This window comes from Streptomyces sp. CB02959, assembly GCF_002803155.1.
Classification (GTDB): Bacteria; Actinomycetota; Actinomycetes; order Streptomycetales; family Streptomycetaceae; genus Streptomyces.
Genome location: NZ_NNBP01000045.1, coordinates 36,992 through 58,725 on the forward strand (window position 1 = coordinate 36,992; position 21,734 = coordinate 58,725).

A 21,734-nucleotide genomic window follows, 5' to 3' on the forward strand; every position below is an offset into this window, starting at 1 on the left:
TAGTCCCTTGCGAGGGTCGACGATGGTTTCACAGCGTTGAGTACGCGTTTCTGCGGGCGATCACGGCGCCGATGCCGAGCACCAAGAACAGCCCCCACGCGGGCAGTTGGTCCGGCTGTAGGGCACGCTCCAGGTCCACGGGGCCGTGGTCGGTGGCCCACGCGAGTACCACGACGGCGACCCAGGAGCCCGCCAGCCCGGTGGCGGCGCGGGTCACGCCGACCACGCTGCCCAGCGCCAGGGCGGTGGAGGTGAAGGCCAGGGAGGGCAGCAGCCACTGCGCGGCCGACATCGTGCCGGTCAGCCATCCCCCCACCAGGAGCCCGGGCAGGACCACCACGAGAACCGCCGCGGTGCGCCGCAGGAGCAGGGGCAGGCCGGCTCGGGCGGTCGAGGCCGTCAGTTCGTGCGCCGGGTCCAGGCCGCGCGACCACGATGCGGCGACGCCGCACAGCGGCAGCACGGGCGCGATCAGCACCACGGCAGAGACGCCGCCGAAGAACGTCGGCGACGCGACCGCGTCCAGCAGCAGCGCCATCAGGGTGACGAGGACGGTCATGGCCAACCACGGGGCCATGACCGGGGTCAGCCAGGCAGCGACCCACCTCGGGCGGTGTCGCCGCGAGGGTGCCCTGACGGCCGCGTCCAACTGCGGTTCCAGACCGGCCCGGACGGTGTCGACGAGCGCGGCGATGCCGGGCGCCTCGGTGGCCACACAGGCCGCCAGGTGGCTCCGGCACAACGCGCAGGTCTCCAGATGGGCCTCCAACGCCCATACCGTGTCCGCAGCCATCGTCGCGTCACCACGTGCGTAGTCGTCGATCAACTGCCTCGACGCGTGTTCCCCGCTCATGTCAGCGCCTCCCGCATCGCGATCCGGGCCCGGCGGGCGCGGGTCTTGACCGTGCCTTCGGGCAGTTGGAGCAGGACGGCGGTCTCTCGGATGGAGAGCCCGTCGAGCACCGTGGCCTGTAGTACCTGGCGGAGTTCCGGCGCCAGTTGCCGCAGGGCGTCGCCGACGTCGCCGCCGACGGTCCCGGCGAGTGCCTCTTCCTCCGCCGCGGGCACCACCGCCCGCTCGGCGGCGGCGACCGGCGGTTCGGCGTGGTGGGCACGGCGCCGGAACGCGTCGACGAGGCGGCGCGCCGCGATCGTCCACAGCCACCCGACGGCCGTCCCGCCGACCGCACTCCCGGCGAACGCGCCGGCCGCGCGCCACACCGCCAGATAGGTCTCCTGCATGACCTCGGCGACGATCTGCTCGTCCGCGCAGCGGCGGCGCAACCGCACCGCCAGCCACGGCGACGTACGCCGGTACAACTCGTCGAACGCCCTGCGGTCACCTCTGGCCACCAGCCGGACGAGGCGTTCCTCGTCCAGCTCGTCCAGTGCTCTCCTGCGTGATCTCACACCAGCCAGACGCCCGATGCGGCGCGCAGGTTTTGCATCTACCGTGAGCTGCGTCACAGTGTCGCGCGCGGAGGATTGCGATCCCCGCGAAACCCGGTCGCCGGCTTCGACCCGGCTCGTGGTGAACCCTGGCGTCTCGAGGTGCTTCACCCTCCTCGGCGCAGCCTTGGGCAGTACGCCGACCGACTCGCAGTCGCCATCGATGCCGAAGGTCCAGCCCGCCAACCGAAGCACTCACTCGCCAACCGAAGCGCTCAGTCACCTTCTCGTTCGAGTGCCCCCAGGCCCGACTTGCACTCGAAAACAAACACGTGCACCTATTGGCGTATGCGCGACCTCACCGACCGCCAGCGCCGCATCCTCGCAGCCATCCGCAGCCACATCGCCAAGACTGGTGATGCCCCGACCGTGCGCGAGATCGGTGCTGCAGTGGGGCTGAGCAGCAGCAGTTCCGTGCTCTACCAGCTCCGACAGCCGGAAGAGGCCGGCATCCTCACTCGCTCCCGCTACCGCACCTGGTCGGTCCGGTGGGCTTGATCCGCTTTGGCGGACATCGGAGATCAGGGGCTTCGGCCCCGGAAGGATGATGTCCATCATGGAGAGCATGGGGAAGAAGAAGCCTCGCCCTCGCCGGTCGTTCACGCCGGAGTTCAAGGCCGAGATAGTCGAGCTGTGTCGGCGGGGTGACCGCTCGGTCGGTCAGGTCGCCAAGGACTTCGACCTGACCGAGACCGCGGTGCGGGACTGGGTAAAGCAGGCCGAGGTCGACGCGGGCGAGCGGGACGGCCTGACCAGCAGCGAACGCGAGGAACTTGCCGCACTGCGGCGGGAGAACCGCAGGCTGCGAGAGGACGTGGAGATCCTCAACCAGCACTGTTGCTCTGACCGGTTGAATCTAAGGCCGCTTTTTTCAAGATTTCGATCGTCTTCTGCTGCTCGGCGTTCTGCCTGCGCAGCCGCCTCAGCTCCTCGCGCTCCGCGCTCGTCAGTTCGCCCGACGTGCCCCCGCCCCGGGCGATTCGGTCACGATTCACCCAGCCACGCAGACTCTCCGGGCTCACGCCCAGATCCCGCGCGACCTCTGTGATCGTCTTGTCGGAGGAGCGGGCCAACACGATCGCGTCCCGCTTGAACTCCTCCGAATACCGCTTCGAGTACTGACTACCCACCTGGCACTACTTCCTCTGGAACCTCACGCCCCAGTTTCCAGGTGTCCAGTCACAAGGGGGAAGCTTCACCTGGGATCTTGCCCCTCTGGCGTGATCGCACTACCCGGATGCCATGGGCTGCCCAGGGAGGCCAGCGTGTCCCGGTCGTCGAGCGGGATCAGGTTCGCCTGCGCCCAGGGGGCGGCGTGGCCGCACAGCCGACGGATTGGCCCGGTACGGCCCGGGCCCTGGTGATCAGCTCCGAGGGCGCGGCTGCCCCGGGACCGGGTCAGCGGCGGTACAGCCCGGCCTTGTCGGCAGCTTCCTCGGCGGCCTGCAGGTGGCGGCGGGCGTCCTCACCGAGGGTGTTGAGGACGCCGGCGACGATCATCTCGGTGACGGCAAGGGTCGGCACGAAGCTGTCGTAGGGAGAGGGCGCGGTGACCTGACTGGGCAGGACGACCTCGGCGTGCTGGGCGACCGGGGAGAGCCAGGTGTCGGTGAACAGGATGACGCGGCTGCCCTGTTCCTGCGCCATCTGAGCCATGACCAGTTTGTCGGCCTCGTAACGCCGGTAGTCGAACACGACCAGGACGTCGCGGCGGCTGAGCGTGGTGAGGACCGCGGTGCGCTCCACATGGCGGTCGGGCAGGAAGCGCACGTCGTCGCGCAGCTGCATCAGATGCAGTCCGAGGTACTGGGCGAGCAGGTGGGTGAACCTACCGCCGGCCAGCGTGATCCGGCGCTTGGAATCGGCCAGGAGCGCGATGGCGCGTTCCAGGTCGTGGGGCGGCAGTTCAGCGAGCGTGCGGGTGACCGCCGTGCCGAGTATCTGGTCCGCGGTGAGCTCGCGCGCCTGCGGTTCGCGGCCATATCCGGGTGTGGTGTACAGCGACAGAGGGGAGGCGTTGCGTTCGTCGAGCTCGGTGCGCAACGCAGCCTGGAAGTCGGGGAAGCCCCGGTAGCCGAGGCGGTTGACGAAGCGGATGACGGTGGGAGCGCTGACCCCTGCGCGTTCGGCGAGCACCGCGACGGTCTCGAAGCCGGCGGACGGGTAGCCGGCCAGCAGCACGCGGGCGACCTTGCGTTCAGCCGGGCTGAGATCCCCCAGTTTCTGCCGGATCTCCGCGGCGAGGGCGCTGGAGTCCATCGTGGTGCCTTCCTTTCGTGAGCGAGATCGTTGTCCGTCGAGCCTAGTGCCCGCCTCGCCGCCGCGGCCGTGGCGCGGCTGCGTGCACGAGGCAGGGATCACGGCGGCAGGTGTGGGCTCCCGCACCGGCCGGCGGGTACACCGCCGGTGCGGGAGGCCGATGGGTCAGCCGGTGCGGGCATCGCCGAGGCGGGCGATGAGGGAGGCGAGCAGGGCGATCCGGGCGGGAACGGATGTGACGTCGAGCCATTCCTCCGGTGAGTGGTCGGCCCCGCCGACCGGCCCGAGCCCGTCCAGCACTGGTACACCGCATCCGGCGATGAGGTTGGCGTCACCGACGCCGCCGGTCGCCGCGGCGCCCATCGGCAGGCCCAGCTGCTGCCCGGCCCGCAGAGCGTGCGCGAAGATCCGACGGGAAGCGGGCGTGTCCGGCATGGGCGGGCATACCTCCAGCTCCTGGACCTGAACCGTCGTGCCGGGAACGGTGGGGCGGGCCGCGGCGGCTTCGATCGCGGCGCGAGCACGGTCCAAACCCGCGGCGGTCGGCGACCGCACCTCGACGCGCAGTTCCGCCTCGGGGCAGACGATGTTGGCCCGGCTGCCCGCACGCACGACGCCGACGTTGACAGTCACGTCTCCCCCGTCGTCGTTGAGTCCCTCGAGGGCGAGGACCAGGTGAGCCGCCGCGAGGGCGGCATTCGCCCCCCGCTCGGGTTCGATGCCGGCGTGCGCGGCGCGGCCGGTGACGCGGAGCAGGCAGTCCGCCACGCCCTTGCGGGCGACCACGAGATCCCCGTTCTCCCGTGCGCACTCCAGCGCCAGCGCATAGTCCATGCCGTGCGCGGTGCGTTCGGTGACGGGGCGGCTGGCCGGCGATCCGATCTCCTCATCCGGGGTGGCGAGAAACACCACCTCGGCATAGTCGTCCAGGCCGGCGGCGTGCAGGATCTCCAGGGCGGTCAGGCCGGCCAGCAGCCCTCCCTTGTCGTCGCTGACGCCGGGTCCGTGGGCCAGCGAGCCGGCGATGCGGAACGGCCGTGCGGCGGCTGTACCGTCCTCGAAGACGGTGTCCATGTGGGCCGCCAGCAGAATCCGCCGGCCACCGTCGGCCTGCGGCAGGCGGCCGGCATTGCGGGCCACCAGGACGTCACCGGACCGGTCGCCACGGGCCGGCCGGAGCGCGATCCGTTGCGTGGCGAAGCCGATCGCCTCCAGCCGGGCCGCGGTCCACGCGGCGACGAGATTGACGCCGTCGGGGCTGTAGGAGCCGGAGTCGATCGACACCAGCTCGGCCAGATCCCGGAGGTAGCCGTCGAGCCGGGCTTCGGCCTGGGCCAGCAGCGCGGCCGTGACGGCCGGGTCGTTGGCGGATGTGTCGCGGTGCTGCCGCGAGGGGGCGGTCACAGGACCTTGGACAGGAACAGGCGGGTGCGCTCCTGCTGCGGATCGGCCAGGACCTGGCGCGGCGGGCCGGATTCGACGACGACGCCTTCGTCCATGAAGACGGCGGTGTCGGCGACCTCGCGGGCGAAGGCGATCTCGTGGGTGACCACGACCATGGTCATGCCGTCCGCCGCGAGTTGCCGCATGACCTGAAGGACGTCCCCGACCAGTTCCGGGTCGAGGGCGGAGGTGGGCTCGTCGAAGAGCATGAGCTTGGGTTTCATCGCCAGGGCGCGGGCGATGGCGACCCGCTGCTGCTGGCCGCCGGACAGCTGGGCCGGATAGTGGCCCGCCCGGTCGGCCAGGCCGACCCGGTCCAGCAGGCGTTCCGCGTCGAGCCGCGCCTGTGAGCTGTCAACACCGGCTACCTTGACCGGGGCATCCATGACGTTCTGAAGGGCCGTCATGTGCGGGAAGAGGTTGAAGCGCTGGAAGACCATGCCGATGTCGCGGCGACGCCGGGCGACTTCCCTCTCCCGCAGCTCGTACAACTTGCCGCCCTGCTGCCGGTAGCCCACGAGGTCACCGTCGACGGCCAGCCGCCCGGCGTCGACCTTCTCCAGGTGATTGATGCAGCGCAGGAAGGTGGACTTCCCAGAACCCGACGGCCCGAGCAGACAGCAGACCTGACCGCGTTCCACGGTCAGATCGATGCCCTTGAGGACGTCGAGCCTTCCGAAGTGTTTGCGCACGCCCTCGGCGTGCACCATGGGGGTTGTCACGGTCATCCCTTCTGGTGGTTCGGGCCGGCTCCGAGGGCGGGCAGACGAGTTGCGGCCCCGGTGAGCAGTCGCCGTAGCGGGCTGGTGCGCCCGCTACGGGTGGTGCCGCGTCCGTAACGGCGCTCCAGCCAGGACTGCGGGAAGCTCAGCAGAGTGACGAGGATCAGATACCAGATGCTGGCCACCACGAGCAGGGGAATGACCTGGTAGTTCTGTGCGTACACGTCCTGGATGTTGGACATCAGGTCGTGCGCGGAGATCACCGACACCAAGGCGGTCATCTTCAGCATGTTGATCGATTCGTTGCCCATGGGCGGGATGATGACCCGCATCGCCTGCGGCAGCACGATGCGCCGCATGGTCAGCGCCGGCCGCATGCCGAGCGAGTACGCGGCCTCCGTCTGCCCTTCGTCGACGGACTGGATGCCGGCGCGGATGATCTCGCTGGCGTATGCGGCCTCATTGAGCCCCAGGGCCAGCAGCGCGGCCACCGCCGGCGTCAGCAGGCTGTTTGTGTCCGCCTGGAGGAAGGTGATGTGCGTGAACGGGACACCGATCATCACGTGCTTGTACAGGGCCCCGGCATAACCCCAGAAGATGATCTGGACAAGCAGCGGGGTACCACGGAAGACCCACACGAACGCGGTGGCCAGGCTGTACAGGACGGGATTGGTCGAGCGCCGCATCACGGCGACGAGTGTGCCGAGCGCCAGGGCGAGGACCATGGCCGCAGCGGTCAGCCACAGTGTCGTGACGAGGCCGTCGAAGACCAGGCCGGCGAAGAGGTAGCGGCCGACGATGTCCCAGTGCAGATTGGCGTTGTTGGCCAGCGACCCGACGAGTCCCGTGAGCGCGGTCACCGCCGCCACGGCGGCGATCCACCGGCCCCAGTGCCGCACGGGCACGGCCAGGAGGTCCTGCGGCGGCGCCTCGTCGGACCGGACGGGATCGGTGCTGGCGGGTACGGGTGCGGTAGCGGGTGCCATGTCAGGACACCGCCCCGTTCTTGGTGGCCTGTTTCACTGCGATCGACGCCGCGCCGTACTTGTCACAGATCCTGGTGAGCGTGCCCTCGTCGATCAGTTGCTGAAGTGCCTTGCGGATGGCTTCGGTGAGCTGTGGAAGTTTCTTGCTGACGCCGATGCCGTTGGGCGTGGCTCCGTAGCCGGCGCTCGCCGAGGGGTCGTCGACCACCTCGAACGCGCCGCCGCCGTCGGCGGTCTTGGCCGTCCAGCCGGCGGCGGGCTTGGTCAGCACATCGGCCACGACCTTGCCCGAGCGCAGCGCGAGCTGCGCGTCGGAGTCCTTGGGGAACGTCTGGATGCCGATCTGCGGTCTGCCCGCGGCTGTGCACGCGGCCTGGTGGGTCTGGAGCAGCTGAAGCTGGTGAGTGGCGGCCTCGACACCCACGTGGCGGCCGCACAGGTCGTCCAGTTTCGTGATCCGGGCCGGATTGCCCTTGGCGACCAACACCCCCGAGCCGGAAACCGAGTAGTCCACGAAGTCCAGGACCTGCCTGCGCTCCTTGGTGTCGGTCAGCGCCGACATGGCGACGTCGAACTTCCCCGCCTGGACTGCCGGCACGATGCCGTCGAACTTCTGCGGCGTGAAGGCGAACCGCACGCCGAGCTTGGCGCCCAGCGCCTGCCCCAGGTCGTAGTCCAGACCGGTCAGGTCCGGCTTGCCCTCGGTGACGAACATCGCGAACGGCGCGTAGGGCACATCGGTCGCCACCCGCACCGTGCCGGTGTCTTTGATGCCGGCCGGCAGCGCGTCGTGGAGCGCCGCATCCCGGGTGATCTGCGCCCCCGCGACGGCGACACGGGCGGGCGGCGCCGTACTGGCGGCTTGACCGCCGCACGCCGTGAGTGTTGCCACGACCACGGCCGACAGAACGGCTGCGGCGGTCACGTGACGGGTCAGGCAGGTGTGCACCACGGTCGAATCCTTCCTCTGACGTACTGCCGGCGGGAGACGCCGACGACGAGCACGAAGAGGAAATTACATGGAGCCAATGAGATTGGATAGATGTTATGCACATTACGGCCTCGTGATGCATTGCGCCGACCGGCCATCCATCCGCAATGTGGCGATTGCGGCCCTTCTTGGGGGAGCGCGAAGGCAGCCCCCCCCAAGGGTGACGTTACGCAGCCACGCTGCTGAGTAGTGTCTGTAATACCTGTTTCCGCACGACCTTCCCAGCCCGACGCACCCGCGACACCCCGTCCGGTGCAGTGGTCATGCTGTGCCGGTGCACTGACGAGAACGACCGCACCGCCACCGTGAACCCCGTGTGCTCCCGAGCCATACCGGTGCCCTGAAAGGTCTGCACCTGACCCCAGGGACCATGTGCGCACTCACCCGGCAATGCCTCGACCGCCGCATCGACGACCTCAACACACTCAACACCGAACTCACGGCCTGGCAGAACGCCACCAACACCGACCAACGCCAGGTGAATTGGCAGTTCACCACCCACGATGCACGCATCAAACTGCGCCACCTCTACCCCAAGCATTAGCCGCGACGATCTACTAGGACTACGAGGCCAGTGTGCGGCGTGCGAGGTGTGCGGGCCCCTCCGCTGCGATGTACCAGAGCAGGGCTGCGCACACGAAGGCCGCGGCTGCGTCGACCAATGAGCCCACGAGGGTGTCGCTCCGTGCGCCGGCGGCGAGCGCGACGGCCGCGGACAGTGCCAGGGCGACGGGCGGGAGCGCGCGGGGGCTGCGGGTGATGTCCGGTGCGGCGGCGGTGGGCAGCAGCCAGGTCACGAGGCTGTAGCAGGCGCAGGCCAGCAGTGTGGACCCCAGCACGTCACTGGGCCGGTGGTGACCGAGGGCTTGGACGGCGGCGGCGATGCAGGCGTGCCACAGCACGCCGACCGTGGTGACGTAGGGGCGGATGCGGGGGGAGGCGACGAGGATGACGCCGAGGGTCAGCGCGGCGGGGATGATCGCGTGCCCGCTGGGGAAGCTCGACTCGATGAGCATTTCTCTTGCGTTTATCAGGTCCGGGCGGGGCAGGACCGCCCTGAGCACCTCCTTGCCCCCGATCGTGGCCACAACGACCCCGACCGCCGCACACCCCTGCCACCAGCACCTGCGCACCAGGGTCACGACCGCGATGACGCCCAAGCCCACGATCAGGGTGCCGGTGTGGCTCATTTCCAGCGGTGGCAGGGGCGTCGAGCCGTAAGCCGCTCCCGACCAGGGATAGATCCATGCAGTCCTCATGTCGTGTAGTACACCGAGGTCGAGCACGGCGTTCTCCGCCCGTTGCCCGAACGGGGTGCAGACAGCGATCAGGTAGACCGCCAGGAACCCCAGGAAATACAGCAGAGCTGGGGTCCACGGCCGTGTCGTCCGCGAGGGGCTGGGGCCGGCCGGGGCTTCTGAGGCCTGGCCGGGGCCGTCCGGACGGTGCGTGGACAGGGTCGAGTGATCTTGCTGAGTCATCGTCCTTCTCTGCCTTCGTGGGCGAGCAGTGCGGTCACGCGCCGCTTTGGGCGCGAGGTGGGCCGGCAGGTCCGGTCGGCCCATCGGGGATTCGCTCCTATTCGGGGAGCGCCCGGCTCTGCCGGCGCTGGGCGGCGATCGCCAGGGCAGGGAGGGGGGCGATGAGGAGCACGAGGACGACCAGGTGCGGCAGGGACTGCATGAACCCGTTCGGCTGGATGACGGTCGCCTGTGTGCGGATGAACGCAAACGCCGCGACGGGGATCAGCCACCGGTAGTCGCCGGTGGCGGCCGTCGCCGCCCACGCGGCGATCAACGCAGCGACTTCGAGGGTGAACAGGCCGCGTTGGAAGGCCGGACTGATGGAGGTGAGGTGCAGGTCCCCGGCCACGAACATGGCGAGCACGACGGGGACCAGCCAGCGGTACGAGTGGCGCCGCAGCCGGGCAGGACGGCAGGCCGCCAGCACGGCACACGCGGTGCACAGTGCCCCGGACAGCACCAGGTCATGGGCCGTTATCGGGGCTCCCAACCCGTAGTAGCCCAGGCCCGCCTTGCCCTCGTCGCCGAAGAACGTAGTGCTGTTGAACGTGGCACCGGCGTAGATCATCGCTGCTGCGGCCGGCAGGGCGATCCACGGCTTGCCGCGCAGCAGGGCGATCAGGCAGACCAGCGGAAGCAGCCCGTAAGGCAGGAGCCGTGTCCGCGTGCCGGGACCTTGCGACCAGGGGTACCACCCGGAGAAGTGGAAGGCGATGGCATTCCGGCCGGGATCGACGTGCAGTGCCCAGTGCCACACATCCTGCAGGTACGGCACCAGCGCCAGCGCGGCGAGGACGAGAGCGGACAGATGGATGCCGTCCAGCCACCACGGCCGGGCCGTGTCGTCGACGACGGCACGGGCTCGGGCCTGCGCCCCGGCACGCGCCAAGGCGACGACCTCCCGCGGCGGGGGCCAGGAACGGCCGGGATACGCCTCGGACAGGCAGGTCAGCAACTCCTCTCCCTGCCGGGAACGGTAGGACTCGGGATAGGCCGCAAGCAGCAGACGGTTCATGCCGGGGCCGCTCCGATATCCCGCGAGCGCCCGATGACGACAGCCGCCGCCTGCTGCATCCGCAGTGCCTCCCGGCTGAGCATCGCGGCGCCGTCCTCCGTGAGCCGGTAGTAGCGCCGCGCCCGCCCGTCCACGATCTCCTCATGACCGGCGGCCACCAGCCCGGCCCGCTCCAACCGCTCCAGCGCGCCGTAGAGAGTGCCGACAGCGATCCGGAGCCGCCCGTCGGTGGCCCGCTCGGCGGCCTTGATGATGCCGTAACCGTGTAACGGTCCGTCCATGAGCGAAGCAAGGATGAAGTACTGCGGTTCCGTCAAGGACTGGGACTGCCGTGTCATGCATCAAGCATATATCGAGCAACGAAATATATCTGCCGGCCCTGGGTGGTCATCGGCAGCGTCTCCACGCACGCGGCGAGCGTCGCCCTCTCGCGACCTGCGGGCGCGACGGCGGGCTCCTCGACGCATCCGCGCGGCGTTGGCGGATGCGTCGAGGAGACCTGGTCCGGGCCGAGCGGAACGTCAGTCCCGCTCGATCAGCCACTGGATCGCATCGGTGATCTCCAGCTCGCCCCGCCGCGACGGCGTGACAGCGGCCGCGGCCTCGTGGATCGCGGGCGTGAACACAGAGATGCCGACCAGCGTCAGGTCACTCTTCGGCTCCTGAGGCTTCTCCTCCAACCGCACGACTTTCCCGCCGCTGTCGATGTCCGCCACCCCGAACGCCGACGGGTCGGCGACCTTGGTCAGCAGGATCCGCGCGTCGGGCCGCGAGCGCTCGAACTCCGCAACGATCGGCGTGCCCGCCTCCAGCGAGCGGAACACCACGCCGCGTCGGCCGTGCCGGTCCATCCCCGCCGGGCACCCCTCAGGGCCGTCCCGCCTGGCGAGCGGGACGGCCCTGAGGTTCAGTTAGCGCTGATGCGAACCGGCCTACTTCTTGAGGGCAGGCTTGGCGGGCTCGACGGGCTCGGCGCAGAACTTCGCACCCTTGCCGTTCTTGTACTTGCCGATCATCTTGGTGGAAACCTTCAGGCCCGGCTTGTCGGCACTGTCGGACACGAAGGTCGCTCCGGCCGGCACATCGACCGGCTCGGCGCAGAACTTCGCCCCCTTGCCGCTCTTGTGCTTGCCGGTCACCTTGGTGGAGAAGGACGCGGTCCTGTCCGTGAACTTGGCGGTGGCCGCGGGCTTGGTGGCCGCGGGCTTGGTGGCGTCGGAGGTGTTGGCGCCATCCGCATGGGCGGTGCCGATGGCGGCGCTGACGCCGAGAAGAGCGGTGGCGCCGATCATGACAGCGCGCTTGAGGGTCTGGGGCTTGCGCATAGCAAGTCCTTCCGGTCCGGTCACCGCTCGATCCGCGGTGGCGACTGGGCATCACCGTGCCGGCGTGCCGCTGAAGCCACACTGAAACCCTGAAGCAGACTTCAGCGTTGGCGCCGTTCAAGCCGCCGGTGAGGCAGGCTGCACCTCATGCGCATGCTGATGGTGGAGGACGATGCACGTCTGGCGGCTCTGCTGCGCCAGGGGCTGGCCGACGAGGGCTTCGAGGTGGACTGGGTCGCCGATGGGCGCAAGGGACTGCGGCGTGCGCTGTCGGGAACGTACGACGTGATCGTGCTGGATGTGATGCTGCCGGGTCTGAACGGCTATGCCGTCTGCGCCAGGCTGCGCGCAGCGGGCAGCAGCACGCCGGTGCTGATGCTCACCGCCAAGGACGGGGAGTACGACGTGGCCGAAGGTCTGGAGACGGGGGCGGACGACTATCTGTCCAAGCCGTTCTCCTTCGTCGTGCTCACCGCCCGCCTCAAGGCCCTCATCCGCCGTTCCGGACGCCGTGCGACGGCGGTGCTACAGGTGGGAGATCTGCGCATCGAGCCGCTGTCACTGCGCTGCTGGCGCGGCCCGGACGAAGTGGCGCTGACCGCGAAGGAGTTCGCGGTGCTGGCCTGTCTGGCCGAGCGGGCCGACGAGGTAGTCACCAAGACCGACATCGCCGGGCGGGTGTGGGACGAGTACTACGAGGGCGACTTGAACATCGTGGAGGTGTACGTCAGTGCGCTGCGCCGGAAGATCGACGCGCCGTTCGGGCGCCGGAGCATCCGCACCATCCGGGGCGCCGGCTACCGGCTGTCCCCCGAAAGCTGAGGGCCTGATGCCCGGATCATCCGTACGCCGCTGGTCCCCGCGCCGCATATGGCCCTCCACAGTGCGGGGCCGGATGACCCTCGCCGTGGCCGCGGTGCTGACCCTCGCGCTGACCGCGGGGGCAGACATCCTGCTCACCACCGTACGCGGCGACCTGTGGCAGTCGGCCCGCAACTCCTCGCAGCGGCAAGTCGATTTGGCAGTGGAGCTACTGCACCACGCAGGGAAGAGTGGCAGCGGCGCGTACACCGTCGACGGCCTCAAGGTACGCGAAGCCCAATTCAAGCTGGTCCCCGTGCCGGGCATCACCCCTGGAGCGTCCCCCGGACCGTCCCGGGAGCCGAAGTCCCCGGCACCGCAGGCCCCGGAAGGCACCAAGGTGTACTCCTTCTCGGCCGACGGCCGCTACAGCGTCCAGGGCACGGTCGACTTCACCGCCGCCGAGGACACCCTGCGCAGCGTGCTCGTCCTTGTGGCGACCGGTGTGCTGCTGATCGTGCTGCTCGGAGCGCTGCTGACATGGGTGACGGTTGGCCGGGCCCTGGCCCCGGTCGAAGCGGTGCGCCGCGAGGCCGCCGAGATCACCGCCAACGACCTGCACCGCCGCCTCCCGGTCCCACCCGCACGGGACGAAATCTCCCGCCTGGCCACCACCCTCAACGCCACCCTGGACCGCCTGGACCGCGCCGTCACACGACTGCGCACCTTCACCGGTGACGTCTCCCACGAGCTGTGCAGCCCGCTCACCACCCTGCGCACCCGCCTCGAACTCGCCCTCGCCCGCCCCGACAGCGCGCACTGGCCCCAGGTCGCCGCCGAAGCCCTCGAAGACGCCGACCACCTCCAGGACCTCGTCAGCGACCTCCTGCTACTGGCCCGCCTGGACGCCCACCACGAACCACACCACCGCCAGGTCGACCTCACCCCCCTCACCCACGATCTGGCCCGCCAACCAGGCGCCACCCTGCCCGTGGAGATCGACGCCCCCAGCCCCGCGCCCGTACTCGGCAACGCCGCCCATCTGACCCGACTGCTGACCAACCTCATGGAGAACGCCCGCCGCCACGCGGCCACCACCATCCAGGTCCGCGTGGCCATCGACGGCCACGACGTCGTACTGGAAGTGACCGACGACGGCCCTGGAATCCCGGCCGACGACCGCGAGCGCGTCTTCGACCGCTTCACCCGCCTCGACGACGCCCGCACCCGCCAGGACGGCGGCACCGGACTCGGCCTGGCCATCGCCCGCTCCATCGCCACCACCCACGGCGGCACCCTCACCGCCCAAGCCCCCACCGGCCCCCAGGGCGGCGCCCGCCTCGTCCTACGCCTGCCCAAAGCACCGTACGCTGCGCCTCGGGCTCCAGGGGAGAGCAGCCCCGCAGGCCGCAACTCTTAGAAACCTCTTAGTACTCCAGCTGCAGTTCGCTATTGCCGCTGGTCAAAGGCTTGTTTTCGAGTGTAGCGAGCTGACTGGCCGTCATGTTGCCGGAGTTCGTGACCGGCGGCATGCGATCACTGTTGTGCTGATCGTGCAAGATGATGTGCGGCCCGATGTCTGGGCTTCGGAGCTGGAGGAGGTGCTGCTGCGGATCGGTCACCGGTTCGGCCGGGTCGATCTGCGGCGGCGGATGCGGGACTACGTGCGCGGGCTGCTCGGTCCTGTCGGCAGGAAGAACGGCTGGCAGCTGGCCGAGTGCGTCGGCCATGACGTGCCGGCCGGTCTGCAGCACCTGCTTGACCGGGCCCGGTGGGATCCGGACGAAGTCCGTGATGACCTGCAGGAATACGTGGCCGAACGGTTCGGCGAGCCCGACGGCGTCCTGATCATTGACGAGACAGGCTTCCTCAAGAAGGGCACCACTTCGGCGGGCGTGCAGCGGCAGTACTCGGGCACGGCGGGACCTACCGAGAACTGCCAGGTCGCCGTGTTCGCGGCCTATGCCTCGACGCGGGGCCGGACCCTGGTCGACCGGCAGCTGTACCTGCCGAAGTCCTGGACGTCGGACCGGGAACGGTGCCGGGCGGCAGGGGTGCCCGACGGCCGGGCGTTCGCCACCAAGACCGAGCTCGCCCGACACCTGGTCACCCGGGCACTGGCCTCACCGCTGCCCATCGCGTGGGTGACCGCGGATGCGCTCTACGGCCAGGACTGGCACAGCCTGCTCGCCTTGATGACCGGTGCCGCCCCAAACGCGTGATCCGCAGCCACGCGTACAGGGGGTCCGGCCAAGATGCCTGCAAAAGCTACATTGAAATGATCTTGTAGACAGGTCCGCCGTCAGTTGGTCTGGAGGGCGGTGAAAGTCGGCGTGGGCCTGGCGACGGCTTCGGGGTACGCCTGGCGCTTCTCGTGCTCGGCGAGCGCCCGGTAGATGCTGGCCAGGCCCGGGTTCTGGCCCTTGCGCTTGCCGGTGGGGATGATCAGGTCGAGGCGGATCTGCTCGACGGACTCGCCCGCTGCCCGGGGCCGCAGCACGGTTGTCCAGCATGTCGTCGGTGATGACGGGCGGCCGGCGCCGTGCTTGCCCTTGCGGGCGGCGGCATCGAGTCCTTCGAGGGTGGCTTCGCGGATGCTCTCGCGCTCGGTCTCGGCCATGGCGGCGAAGACCCCGAACAGCATCCGGCCGGGGCCGGACGGGTCGTAGATGCCGGGCAGCGGGCCGGCCAGCATCTGCAGGACCAGGCCGTGGGCGGTGAGGTGGTCGGCCAGCGCCGTGAGCTCGGCGGCGTCCCGGCCGAGCCGCTTCATCTCGTAGACGGTGAACAGCACGCGGCAGCGCGCCTGTGCGACAACGCCCTCTCCTACGACCATCGCACCGACTATCCACTCCCCATCCACCTGACGATCCAGATGGACGAAGACCACCCCAACTACCGGCGCACGCTGCATGAAGAAGAAGACGCTCGGTGAGCGATGCCGTGCGAGGGGGCTAGGGGCTGTCCGACGGGTCGGGGCAGGCGTCAGCTGCGGCCCTGACCCGTGGCGGCGACAACGGCGTACAAGCCGTCCCTGTTGGCGACGTACACCAGGCCGTTGGCCACGACCGGTGCACCGATGTCGCCCACCGCGGACCCGGTCCTGAAGGACCATCGCTTGCGGCCGGTCGACGCGTCGACGGCGCAGAGGGTCCCGTAGGGCTCCGCTCGGTTGCCCACGTAGACCGTGCCGTCCGCCACGGCCGGTGTCGTTGGCCTGAAGTCGCCGGAGATGCCGTAGGTCCACTTGGTGCGGCCCGTCTTCGCGTCCAGGGCGTGGAGGAGGTTGTCGCGACCTCCGACGTAAACCGTCCCGTCGGCCACCACCGGGCAGGACGGGAAGTCGTTGGCGTCGGGCTTGGTGCCGCCGCCCAGGGGGACGGCCCAGTTCTTCGCTCCGGTGGCCGCGTCCAGGGCGTACAGGGTCTGGTCGTTGTTGGGGACGTAGACGACGCCCCGGTCCACGGCGGCGGTCGCCCGGAACGTGCTGCCGGCCCGGAACGCCCACTTCCTGGCGCCGGTGGCCGCGTCCACAGCGTAGAAGTTCCGGTCGTCGCTGCCCACGAAGACCGTCCCGTGAGCCACCGTCACCGGGGACAGGACGAAGCCCCCCGTGGCGAAGGACCATTTCTCGGTGCCGGTGGCGGTGTCCAGGGCGTGCAGCGACTTGTCCAGGCTGCCGACCAGGACCAGCTTGCCGGCCACGGTGGGAGCGCAGCCGATGTCGTTGCCGGCGGTGAACGTCCACGTCGGGCTGCCGCCGGTGCTCCTCACCGCGTACAGCTTGCCCTTGGCACCGCCCACGAACAGCATTCCGCCGGCCGCCGCGAGGAACCCGTTGGGCAGCTCGGCGCCGTACACGGTGACGCTCGACCGCTTCTCGCCGGTGAGGGCGTCCACGGCGTGGATCCAGATACCCTCCTCGAAGAGGTAGAGCACGCCACCGGAGAGTGCGGGCCCGCGCGGAACGAGCGTGGAGGCGTAGTAGTGCCAGGGTTGGGCGCCGTGCGCCGACGTACCGGACGGAGCGCCGGCTCCCGTGCCGGTGCCGCCTGCCGCCGAGCCGTCCTGCCCGTCTCCCCAGGGAAACAGCGCCAGTCCGGTCACTCCGGCCGCAAGGGCCGCTCCGAGACCGAGCCGTAGGGCGCGGCGCCGGCCGGGGAGCGGGCCCGGTGCCGGCTCGCCGCCGGCGGCCGGCCGGTGCGCGGGCTCGGGCGGCGGCGCCGTCTGCGTGGGGAGGTGGTGCCGGTCGGCGAACGGCCCCGGACCGGCGTCCGCGGCCGGGCCGCCCGGGGTGTGCTCGGTCGGCGTGCGCTCGACCGGGGGCGGCGTGTGGAGGGGTGGCGTATCGCGGGCCGGTGCGGTGCTGGGCGCCTCGGCGGCGGAGGGCGGCGCCGGGTCGGCCCCGGAGGCGATGCCCGGTGCGCGCAGCGCGTCGCGGACGTCGGCCGCCGATGCCGGGCGGTCCGCGGGGTCCTTGGCCAGCAGCCGCATGACCAGGTCGTCGAGCGCCGCCGGGACGCCGGGACGGAGTTCACCGGGCGGGGTGGGCGTCTGCTGGAGGTGGGCGGTCATCATCGACACCGGGTCCGCCGCGCTGAACGGGGTGTCGCCGGTGAGGAGTTCGTACAGCACGCAGCCGAACGCGTACAGGTCCGTCCGGGCGTCGCCGCTGTGCTCCCGGAACCGCTCGGGCGCCATGTAGGCGAGGGTGCCCATGACCTTGCTGGACTTGTCGGTGGCCACCATGAAGCGGGCGATGCCGAAGTCCAGGATCTTGATGTCGCCGCCCGACGTGAGCATGAGGTTCGCCGGCTTCAGATCCCGGTGCACGATGCCCGCATCATGGGCTGCGGCCAGCGCAGCAGCGCCCTGCACACCCCAGTCCACCGCGACCGGCACCGCCGGCGGACCGTCCTCGCGCAGCACGGCGGCCAGGTCCCGGCCCTCCACGAACTCCATGACCAGGAACAGCGTGCCGTCGCCCGGGTCCTGGCCCATGTCGTAAACGGTGACGACCCCGCGGTGGCTGAGCCCTCCGGCCGTGCGCGCCTCGCGGAAGAACAGCTCCGTGCTCAACTCGCCGCCCCGGCGGTACGGCAGCAGCTTGACCGCGACCCGACGCCGGATCACCCGGTCCCGGCCCTCCCACACCTCCCCCATGCCGCCGCGACCCACGAACGACACCAGCTCGTAGCGGTCCCCCAGAACGCGCACAGCCACCCCTCCCACGCCATATCCGGCACCACATCCGTCGCGCCCTGGACACGGCTCATTCAACACCGTCCGGAGAGCGGGGGAAGAGCTCCCCTCCCCCTCTCACCGAGGCCGTACGCACGGGTGCGCCCCGGCCCGGGGAAGGGCCGGGGCGCACCCGTGCGTACGGCAGGTCGGGGCTAACACCGTGTCCTACATGGCCAGTTGGCCGTTGGGCTGGCTATGGGGAGTGGGCGGTGGGGATGGATTGTTCCGGACGGGTTGTGGGAGATCGCCAGGCCACTGTTGCCGCCGGCGCGGGTGCGGCCGCAGGGTGGCGGCACGCAGGACACGCCTGATGAGACGTTGTTCGCGGCGATCATCTATGTGTTGGTCAGTGGCTGTGCCTGGCGTGCGTTGCCGCCTTGCTTCAGGATCTCCAAGTCCACGGCTCACCGCCGGTTTCTGATCTGGTCCAGAGCGGGAGTGTGGGGCCGCCTGCACGAGGCGGTCCTACACCGGCTCGACGACGCCGGCCTGATCGACGTGACCCGCGTGGTGCTGGATTCCGCCCACGTCAGGGCTGAAAAGGGGGCGAACACACAGGTCCGAGCCCCGTGGACCGGGGCAAGCCGGGTTCCAAGATGCACGTCTTGTCGGACGCGAACGGACTGCCCCTGGTCGTCGGCGTCTCCGCAGCCAACGTCCACGACAGCGAAGGGCTGAAGCCGATGGTCGCCGGTCACCAAACGAGACACGACCCCCAAACGGCCGGTACTTTAAACCCCAACGCCTGCATGCGGACAAGGCTTACGACATCCCTCACCTGCGGAAATGGCTCCGCGGCAATGCATCGGCGTCCGCATCGCACGCAAGGGCATCGAGTCCAGCAAGCGATTGGGGCGGCGACGTTGGGTGATCGAGCGCACCATGTCCTGGCTGACTGGCTACCGCAGACTCAGCCCCCGCTACGAACGCGATCCCCGCAACTACCTGGCCTTTCTCGGACTCGCCGCAGCCCTCTGCTGCTACAAACGCCTGATCCGCCTCACCACATAGGACACGGTCTTAATATTGCCCTTCGCCGCAGTGTGGCGGGGCCGTGTCCGCCCCGGAGGTCATCGTCGTAGGAACCTTTCGTTCGCCGCCCCCGACATGCCTACGTTTCGGACGTACGCGCCTGCGCCCCGGCCCGCTCGCCGGGCGCGTGCACGGGGACACCACCGAGGAAGGTGTGGGTGGGCCGCAGCCCGGCCAGCTCCTGCTCTGGCACGGTCAGCGGGTCCCGCGCCCACACGGTGAGGTCGGCGAGGCGCCCCGGGGTGAGCTGCCCGCGCAGCGCGCTCTCGCCGGTGAGGCGGGCGGCGGCCGTGGTGTGTAGGGCGACGGCCTCATCGCGCCCGATGGCGTGGTCCACGCCGAGCACGCCAGAGACGGTCTGCCGGGTGGTGAGCCCGTACAGAGAGTGGGCGGCGCCGTACGAGCCGACGGGGTAGTCGGAGCCGCCGGAGATGTCGGCGCCGGCGTCCAGCCACTGCCGTGCGGGGAACAGGTGGGCGACCCGCTCCTCGCCCCAGTACTCGCTCTGCACGGTAGCCACGTCGTATAGCAGTGCCTGCTGCACGGTCACCGGAATGCGGAGGGCGACGGCGCGGCGGCGCTGTTCGTCGTCGGCGATGCCGCCGTGCTCCATGACGAGGGCGCCGTAGGGCAGTCCGGGGATGCGGGCCCGCACGCGCTCGAACATGTCGAGCAGTGTGCGTACCCCGCGGTCCCCGTAAGCGTGGATACCGACGCGCCAGCCGCGCCGAACGACGCATTCCACGGCCTCCTCCAACACATCCTGGTCCCAGGCGAGTTGGCCGGTGTAGCCGGGGGTGGGGCGGTGTGCGGGACAGTAGGGCTCGTCGAGGGCGCCGGACTCGATTCCGCCGTCCATCCAGAACTTCACGCCCCACACCTTCAACCACGGGTCCTCGGCGTACTTCCAACCTTCCATCCCGTCGAGCAGCTCCTCGACCTGCTCGACGGTCGTGAAGCCCATCGTGGTGAGCAGCACCCGCACCCGGCACCCCAGATCACCGGCGTCCCGCAGCTGCTTGAGCGCGGCGAGGTCGGCGAGCGAGGCGTTGGTGTCACGGACGGTGCCGATGCCGGTGGCGGCGTAGTCGTGGGAGGCGAGCCGCAGCCCGTCGAGCTTGCGGGCCGGGTCGGGGGCGGGCAGCTGCGGCTGGATGAGGGCGACACCGTCGACGAGATGCCCGTTCGGGGTGCCGTCGGCGTTGCGCTCGATGGCTCCGCCCTCCGGATCAGGGGTGGTGGCGTCGATGCCGCACATCTTGAGCGCGTACCCGTTGAGGACCTGGTTGTGGACGCCGCGCAGGACGAGGACCGGGTGCCGGTCGGTGGCGGAGTCCAGCTCAGCGGCGGTGGGGAAGCGGCGCTCGGCGAGGTTCAGCTCCTGCCAGTGCCCTGCCGTACGGATCCACTGGCCGTCCGGGGTCTTTGCGGCGCGAGCCCGGATCAGGTCCAGGAACTCGGCGATGCTGCGGGCCCCATCGACCGCCACGTCGTGGGCGCTGTCCCCCGCCGAGATCAGGTGGGTGTGGGTGTCGTCGAAGGCGGGCAGCACGGTTACGTCGTCACCGGGTAGATCCAGCACGCGGGTGTCGGGCCCGATCAGCTCGTCCAGACCGTGCGGATCGGGGTCGACGGCCGCAATCCGGTCCCCGCGCACGGCCAGTGCCCGCTGGGGTACCTGCCCCTCGACGCGGGTGTGGATGCGGGCGGCGCGCAGGAGCAGGTCGGCGTGCGGACAGGGTGCCATGGTGCGTCTCCTCAAGCGGGCGGACTGGCGACGGTGCCCATCCCCGGCCCCAGGCTACGCCCCGCCCGCCCGCGCAAGGAGAGCCCCTACCTGGGGCATTGCCGAGGTCAGCCCGAAAGCCGCCAACAGTTGATCTTGATGCGGCAGTCGCCTTCCACTCAGTGCCGGGTGTCAGCCACGAGAGAGGGTCACCGCTGGCTCCGGAGCCGGGGTGTCCTCGTGGCCAGCGGTGCGCTCGGGCATGAGGTCGGCGACGGCCGTACGGAGGCACCCCGGCTGACGTTCGCGGGCCAGACTGGCGACGGACTGGCCGCCCAGACACGCGCCGCGCACGTCGTTGATCTTGTCGGCCTTAGTACTGCAATCACAGTTGTGGGGTTTGGTGTGATTGAGTGTCCCAGTATCTGTGGACCTGGTGTGCGGCAAGTCGATTCGTGGCGTGGGGAGTTGGCGGGGTGACACGCGGGGTTCGCTGCACGGTTTGCCCGTTCGGAGCCGCGAGGCCGGGCACTGGAGTACATGGTTGGGCTGGTTGCGCCGTTGGAACGCAAGAACGGCTGGTCGCTGGCGGAACGAGCCGGTGAAGCGCATCCGATTGAAATGCAGCGTGGAGGCGGGCCGGACGGCGTTCCTGGCGGGGCTGGCCATCGGCTGCGACCAGACGCATCTGCCTCGCGGCGTGGACGCGGAACGGGCCCTACGCCTCAGCGTCTTCGACTTCGCTGGGCGGATCCGCGCCGCCTCCGCCTGAGCGGGGCACCCTCACCGGGCCCAGTCGCCGTCCCAGCCGGTCCCGCGGCGCTGCCTCTCGATCTCCTTGAAAGCGGACTTCATGCCCGGCGACATGCCGCGGTACTTCGTCTGGTCGTCGCGCCGCTCGCGTACGGCTGCCATCACCATCTCATGGGTGGCGTTGGGGTGCGCGCGTCGGTACGCATCGAGCCAGGCGGTGGTCTCGGGTGACGAATTCGGCTCGTCGCCCGTGGGTGGCGGTGCCGGTGGGGCGGCCGATGCGGCCGGACGGTTCCTCGGCGGGGGCTCCGGAGGCGACTTCGGGCGGCTACTGACTTCAGCTCGTTGGGGTGAATCCTTGCGAAGTCGCTGATGGGCGTGGGCGGGTGGCTGTATTCGTGGTCTGTGAGATATGCGGATGGGGGCGGGCTGACTCCTGCGGGACGTCAGCGCCGGGAGACGGTA

Annotated in this window: 22 protein-coding genes and 5 pseudogenes; 10 read left to right on the top strand and 17 right to left on the bottom strand. The window is 70.0% G+C overall.

Annotated features, from left to right (window positions below; translation table 11 throughout):
• Nucleotides 1-28: 28 nt before the first annotated feature.
• Together CG747_RS43255 and CG747_RS43260 are read right to left on the bottom strand one after the other, a co-directional pair.
• Nucleotides 29-853 (bottom strand): zf-HC2 domain-containing protein, encoded by an 825-nt coding sequence (locus tag CG747_RS43255; protein ID WP_180985979.1) that lies wholly within the window; start codon nucleotides 851-853, stop codon nucleotides 29-31.
• Entirely contained in the window at nucleotides 850-1,410 is a 561-nt protein-coding gene (locus CG747_RS43260; protein WP_180985980.1) for an RNA polymerase sigma factor, read from the bottom strand. The genes CG747_RS43255 and CG747_RS43260 overlap by 4 nt, the downstream gene beginning before the upstream one ends.
• A gap of 327 nt (nucleotides 1,411-1,737) precedes the next feature.
• Here CG747_RS43260 and CG747_RS43265 point away from each other — a divergent pair, with 327 nt between their 5' ends.
• Nucleotides 1,738-1,947 carry a hypothetical protein gene (locus CG747_RS43265; RefSeq protein ID WP_100607373.1) on the top strand — a complete coding sequence of 70 codons (210 nt, stop codon included), beginning with the start codon at nucleotides 1,738-1,740 and terminating at the stop codon, nucleotides 1,945-1,947.
• A 67-nt stretch (nucleotides 1,948-2,014) separates the two neighbouring features.
• A pseudogene (locus CG747_RS48980) lies at nucleotides 2,015-2,248 on the top strand (transposase); the annotation flags it as partial.
• A 25-nt stretch (nucleotides 2,249-2,273) separates the two neighbouring features.
• On the opposite strand, the gene CG747_RS43275 reads toward CG747_RS48980, so the two are convergent.
• From CG747_RS43275 to CG747_RS43300, 6 genes are all read right to left on the bottom strand, one after another.
• Nucleotides 2,274-2,579 carry a transposase gene (locus tag CG747_RS43275; RefSeq protein ID WP_100607374.1) on the bottom strand — a complete coding sequence of 102 codons (306 nt, stop codon included), beginning with the start codon at nucleotides 2,577-2,579 and terminating at the stop codon, nucleotides 2,274-2,276.
• Nucleotides 2,580-2,847: 268 nt separating this feature from the next.
• A complete protein-coding gene (locus CG747_RS43280) occupies nucleotides 2,848-3,708 on the bottom strand; it encodes a MurR/RpiR family transcriptional regulator (protein ID WP_100607375.1) in 861 nt (286 codons plus the stop codon).
• Between the two features lie 165 nt (nucleotides 3,709-3,873).
• A complete protein-coding gene (locus tag CG747_RS43285) occupies nucleotides 3,874-5,112 on the bottom strand; it encodes a M20 family metallopeptidase (RefSeq protein WP_257981138.1) in 1,239 nt (412 codons plus the stop codon).
• Nucleotides 5,109-5,879 carry an amino acid ABC transporter ATP-binding protein gene (locus CG747_RS43290; protein WP_100607376.1) on the bottom strand — a complete coding sequence of 257 codons (771 nt, stop codon included), beginning with the start codon at nucleotides 5,877-5,879 and terminating at the stop codon, nucleotides 5,109-5,111. The genes CG747_RS43285 and CG747_RS43290 overlap by 4 nt, the downstream gene beginning before the upstream one ends.
• Nucleotides 5,876-6,859, bottom strand: coding sequence for an amino acid ABC transporter permease (locus CG747_RS43295; protein WP_100607377.1), 984 nt, complete (start codon nucleotides 6,857-6,859; stop codon nucleotides 5,876-5,878). The genes CG747_RS43290 and CG747_RS43295 overlap by 4 nt, the downstream gene beginning before the upstream one ends.
• A gap of 1 nt (nucleotide 6,860) precedes the next feature.
• Nucleotides 6,861-7,811, bottom strand: a complete 951-nt coding sequence (locus CG747_RS43300) for an ABC transporter substrate-binding protein (protein ID WP_257981139.1) — start codon at nucleotides 7,809-7,811, stop codon at nucleotides 6,861-6,863.
• 409 nt (nucleotides 7,812-8,220) lie between these two features.
• Between CG747_RS43300 and CG747_RS50415 the strand changes: the two genes are divergently transcribed.
• Nucleotides 8,221-8,394 (top strand): hypothetical protein, encoded by a 174-nt coding sequence (locus CG747_RS50415; protein ID WP_257981140.1) that lies wholly within the window; start codon nucleotides 8,221-8,223, stop codon nucleotides 8,392-8,394.
• Between the two features lie 19 nt (nucleotides 8,395-8,413).
• On the opposite strand, the gene CG747_RS43310 is transcribed toward CG747_RS50415, so the two are convergent.
• The 5 genes and pseudogenes from CG747_RS43310 to CG747_RS43330 form a co-directional block, all read right to left on the bottom strand.
• Nucleotides 8,414-9,331, bottom strand: a complete 918-nt coding sequence (locus CG747_RS43310; RefSeq protein ID WP_100607378.1) for a phosphatase PAP2 family protein — start codon at nucleotides 9,329-9,331, stop codon at nucleotides 8,414-8,416.
• A 97-nt stretch (nucleotides 9,332-9,428) separates the two neighbouring features.
• Nucleotides 9,429-10,388, bottom strand: coding sequence for a hypothetical protein (locus CG747_RS43315; RefSeq protein WP_100607379.1), 960 nt, complete (start codon nucleotides 10,386-10,388; stop codon nucleotides 9,429-9,431).
• A complete protein-coding gene (locus CG747_RS43320; RefSeq protein ID WP_100607380.1) occupies nucleotides 10,385-10,726 on the bottom strand; it encodes a PadR family transcriptional regulator in 342 nt (113 codons plus the stop codon). Before CG747_RS43320 ends, CG747_RS43315 begins: the two co-directional genes overlap by 4 nt.
• A 189-nt stretch (nucleotides 10,727-10,915) precedes the next feature.
• Nucleotides 10,916-11,185 (bottom strand): annotated as a pseudogene (locus CG747_RS43325) (sugar phosphate nucleotidyltransferase); the annotation flags it as partial.
• 135 nt (nucleotides 11,186-11,320) lie between these two features.
• Nucleotides 11,321-11,713, bottom strand: a complete 393-nt coding sequence (locus tag CG747_RS43330) for a hypothetical protein (protein ID WP_100607382.1) — start codon at nucleotides 11,711-11,713, stop codon at nucleotides 11,321-11,323.
• Between the two features lie 147 nt (nucleotides 11,714-11,860).
• Here CG747_RS43330 and CG747_RS43335 point away from each other — a divergent pair, with 147 nt between their 5' ends.
• From CG747_RS43335 to CG747_RS43345, 3 genes and pseudogenes are all read left to right on the top strand, one after another.
• On the top strand, nucleotides 11,861-12,535 hold the full coding sequence (locus CG747_RS43335; RefSeq protein WP_100607383.1) for a response regulator transcription factor: 675 nt from the start codon (nucleotides 11,861-11,863) through the stop codon (nucleotides 12,533-12,535).
• Nucleotides 12,536-12,608: 73 nt separating this feature from the next.
• Nucleotides 12,609-13,934, top strand: coding sequence for a HAMP domain-containing sensor histidine kinase (locus tag CG747_RS43340; RefSeq protein WP_180985981.1), 1,326 nt, complete (start codon nucleotides 12,609-12,611; stop codon nucleotides 13,932-13,934).
• Nucleotides 13,935-14,079: 145 nt separating this feature from the next.
• Nucleotides 14,080-14,685: pseudogene (locus tag CG747_RS43345) on the top strand (IS701 family transposase); the annotation flags it as partial.
• Between the two features lie 131 nt (nucleotides 14,686-14,816).
• Here CG747_RS43345 and CG747_RS43350 read toward each other — a convergent pair.
• The gene (locus tag CG747_RS43350) at nucleotides 14,817-15,350 is read right to left on the bottom strand and encodes a recombinase family protein (protein ID WP_257981141.1); all 534 of its coding nucleotides are present in this window, start codon (nucleotides 15,348-15,350) and stop codon (nucleotides 14,817-14,819) included.
• Here CG747_RS43350 and CG747_RS50420 point away from each other — a divergent pair.
• Nucleotides 15,321-15,449 (top strand): RNAseH domain-containing protein, encoded by a 129-nt coding sequence (locus CG747_RS50420; RefSeq protein ID WP_257981143.1) that lies wholly within the window; start codon nucleotides 15,321-15,323, stop codon nucleotides 15,447-15,449. The genes CG747_RS43350 and CG747_RS50420 overlap by 30 nt on opposite strands.
• 50 nt (nucleotides 15,450-15,499) lie before the next feature.
• Here CG747_RS50420 and CG747_RS43355 read toward each other — a convergent pair whose 3' ends face one another.
• Nucleotides 15,500-17,737, bottom strand: a complete 2,238-nt coding sequence (locus tag CG747_RS43355; protein ID WP_100607385.1) for a serine/threonine-protein kinase — start codon at nucleotides 17,735-17,737, stop codon at nucleotides 15,500-15,502.
• Nucleotides 17,738-17,953: 216 nt separating this feature from the next.
• On the opposite strand from CG747_RS43355, the pseudogene CG747_RS43360 reads away from it, so the two are divergent.
• Nucleotides 17,954-18,769: pseudogene (locus CG747_RS43360) on the top strand (IS5 family transposase).
• Between the two features lie 100 nt (nucleotides 18,770-18,869).
• Here CG747_RS43360 and CG747_RS43365 read toward each other — a convergent pair.
• Entirely contained in the window at nucleotides 18,870-20,537 is a 1,668-nt protein-coding gene (locus CG747_RS43365; RefSeq protein ID WP_100607386.1) for an amidohydrolase, read from the bottom strand.
• Nucleotides 20,538-21,011: 474 nt separating this feature from the next.
• Between CG747_RS43365 and CG747_RS43370 the strand changes: the two are divergent.
• Both CG747_RS43370 and CG747_RS48630 read left to right on the top strand, forming a co-directional pair.
• Nucleotides 21,012-21,146: pseudogene (locus CG747_RS43370) on the top strand (IS701 family transposase); the annotation flags it as partial.
• Nucleotides 21,118-21,288 carry a hypothetical protein gene (locus tag CG747_RS48630; protein WP_180985982.1) on the top strand — a complete coding sequence of 57 codons (171 nt, stop codon included), beginning with the start codon at nucleotides 21,118-21,120 and terminating at the stop codon, nucleotides 21,286-21,288. The pseudogene CG747_RS43370 and the gene CG747_RS48630, both read left to right, overlap by 29 nt.
• Before the next feature lie 11 nt (nucleotides 21,289-21,299).
• Here CG747_RS48630 and CG747_RS50425 read toward each other — a convergent pair whose 3' ends face one another.
• Nucleotides 21,300-21,431 (bottom strand): hypothetical protein, encoded by a 132-nt coding sequence (locus CG747_RS50425; RefSeq protein WP_257981142.1) that lies wholly within the window; start codon nucleotides 21,429-21,431, stop codon nucleotides 21,300-21,302.
• Nucleotides 21,432-21,734 lie beyond the last annotated feature (303 nt).

What these genes read in the sequence shown, in the direction of transcription:
- CG747_RS43310 (WP_100607378.1), bottom strand. Translation starts at nt 9,331, where the DNA reads ATGACTCAGCAAGATCACTCGACCCTGTCCACGCACCGTCCGGACGGC.
- CG747_RS43315 (WP_100607379.1), bottom strand. Translation starts at nt 10,388, where the DNA reads ATGAACCGTCTGCTGCTTGCGGCCTATCCCGAGTCCTACCGTTCCCGG.
- CG747_RS50415 (WP_257981140.1), top strand. Translation starts at nt 8,221, where the DNA reads ATGTGCGCACTCACCCGGCAATGCCTCGACCGCCGCATCGACGACCTC.
- CG747_RS43320 (WP_100607380.1), bottom strand. Translation starts at nt 10,726, where the DNA reads ATGACACGGCAGTCCCAGTCCTTGACGGAACCGCAGTACTTCATCCTT.
- CG747_RS43330 (WP_100607382.1), bottom strand. Translation starts at nt 11,713, where the DNA reads ATGCGCAAGCCCCAGACCCTCAAGCGCGCTGTCATGATCGGCGCCACC.
- CG747_RS43280 (WP_100607375.1), bottom strand. Translation starts at nt 3,708, where the DNA reads ATGGACTCCAGCGCCCTCGCCGCGGAGATCCGGCAGAAACTGGGGGAT.
- CG747_RS43265 (WP_100607373.1), top strand. Translation starts at nt 1,738, where the DNA reads ATGCGCGACCTCACCGACCGCCAGCGCCGCATCCTCGCAGCCATCCGC.
- CG747_RS43290 (WP_100607376.1), bottom strand. Translation starts at nt 5,879, where the DNA reads ATGACCGTGACAACCCCCATGGTGCACGCCGAGGGCGTGCGCAAACAC.
- CG747_RS43340 (WP_180985981.1), top strand. Translation starts at nt 12,609, where the DNA reads ATGACCCTCGCCGTGGCCGCGGTGCTGACCCTCGCGCTGACCGCGGGG.
- CG747_RS43335 (WP_100607383.1), top strand. Translation starts at nt 11,861, where the DNA reads ATGCGCATGCTGATGGTGGAGGACGATGCACGTCTGGCGGCTCTGCTG.
- CG747_RS43350 (WP_257981141.1), bottom strand. Translation starts at nt 15,350, where the DNA reads ATGGTCGTAGGAGAGGGCGTTGTCGCACAGGCGCGCTGCCGCGTGCTG.
- CG747_RS43365 (WP_100607386.1), bottom strand. Translation starts at nt 20,537, where the DNA reads ATGGCACCCTGTCCGCACGCCGACCTGCTCCTGCGCGCCGCCCGCATC.
- CG747_RS43255 (WP_180985979.1), bottom strand. Translation starts at nt 853, where the DNA reads ATGAGCGGGGAACACGCGTCGAGGCAGTTGATCGACGACTACGCACGT.
- CG747_RS50425 (WP_257981142.1), bottom strand. Translation starts at nt 21,431, where the DNA reads ATGGCAGCCGTACGCGAGCGGCGCGACGACCAGACGAAGTACCGCGGC.
- CG747_RS43295 (WP_100607377.1), bottom strand. Translation starts at nt 6,859, where the DNA reads ATGGCACCCGCTACCGCACCCGTACCCGCCAGCACCGATCCCGTCCGG.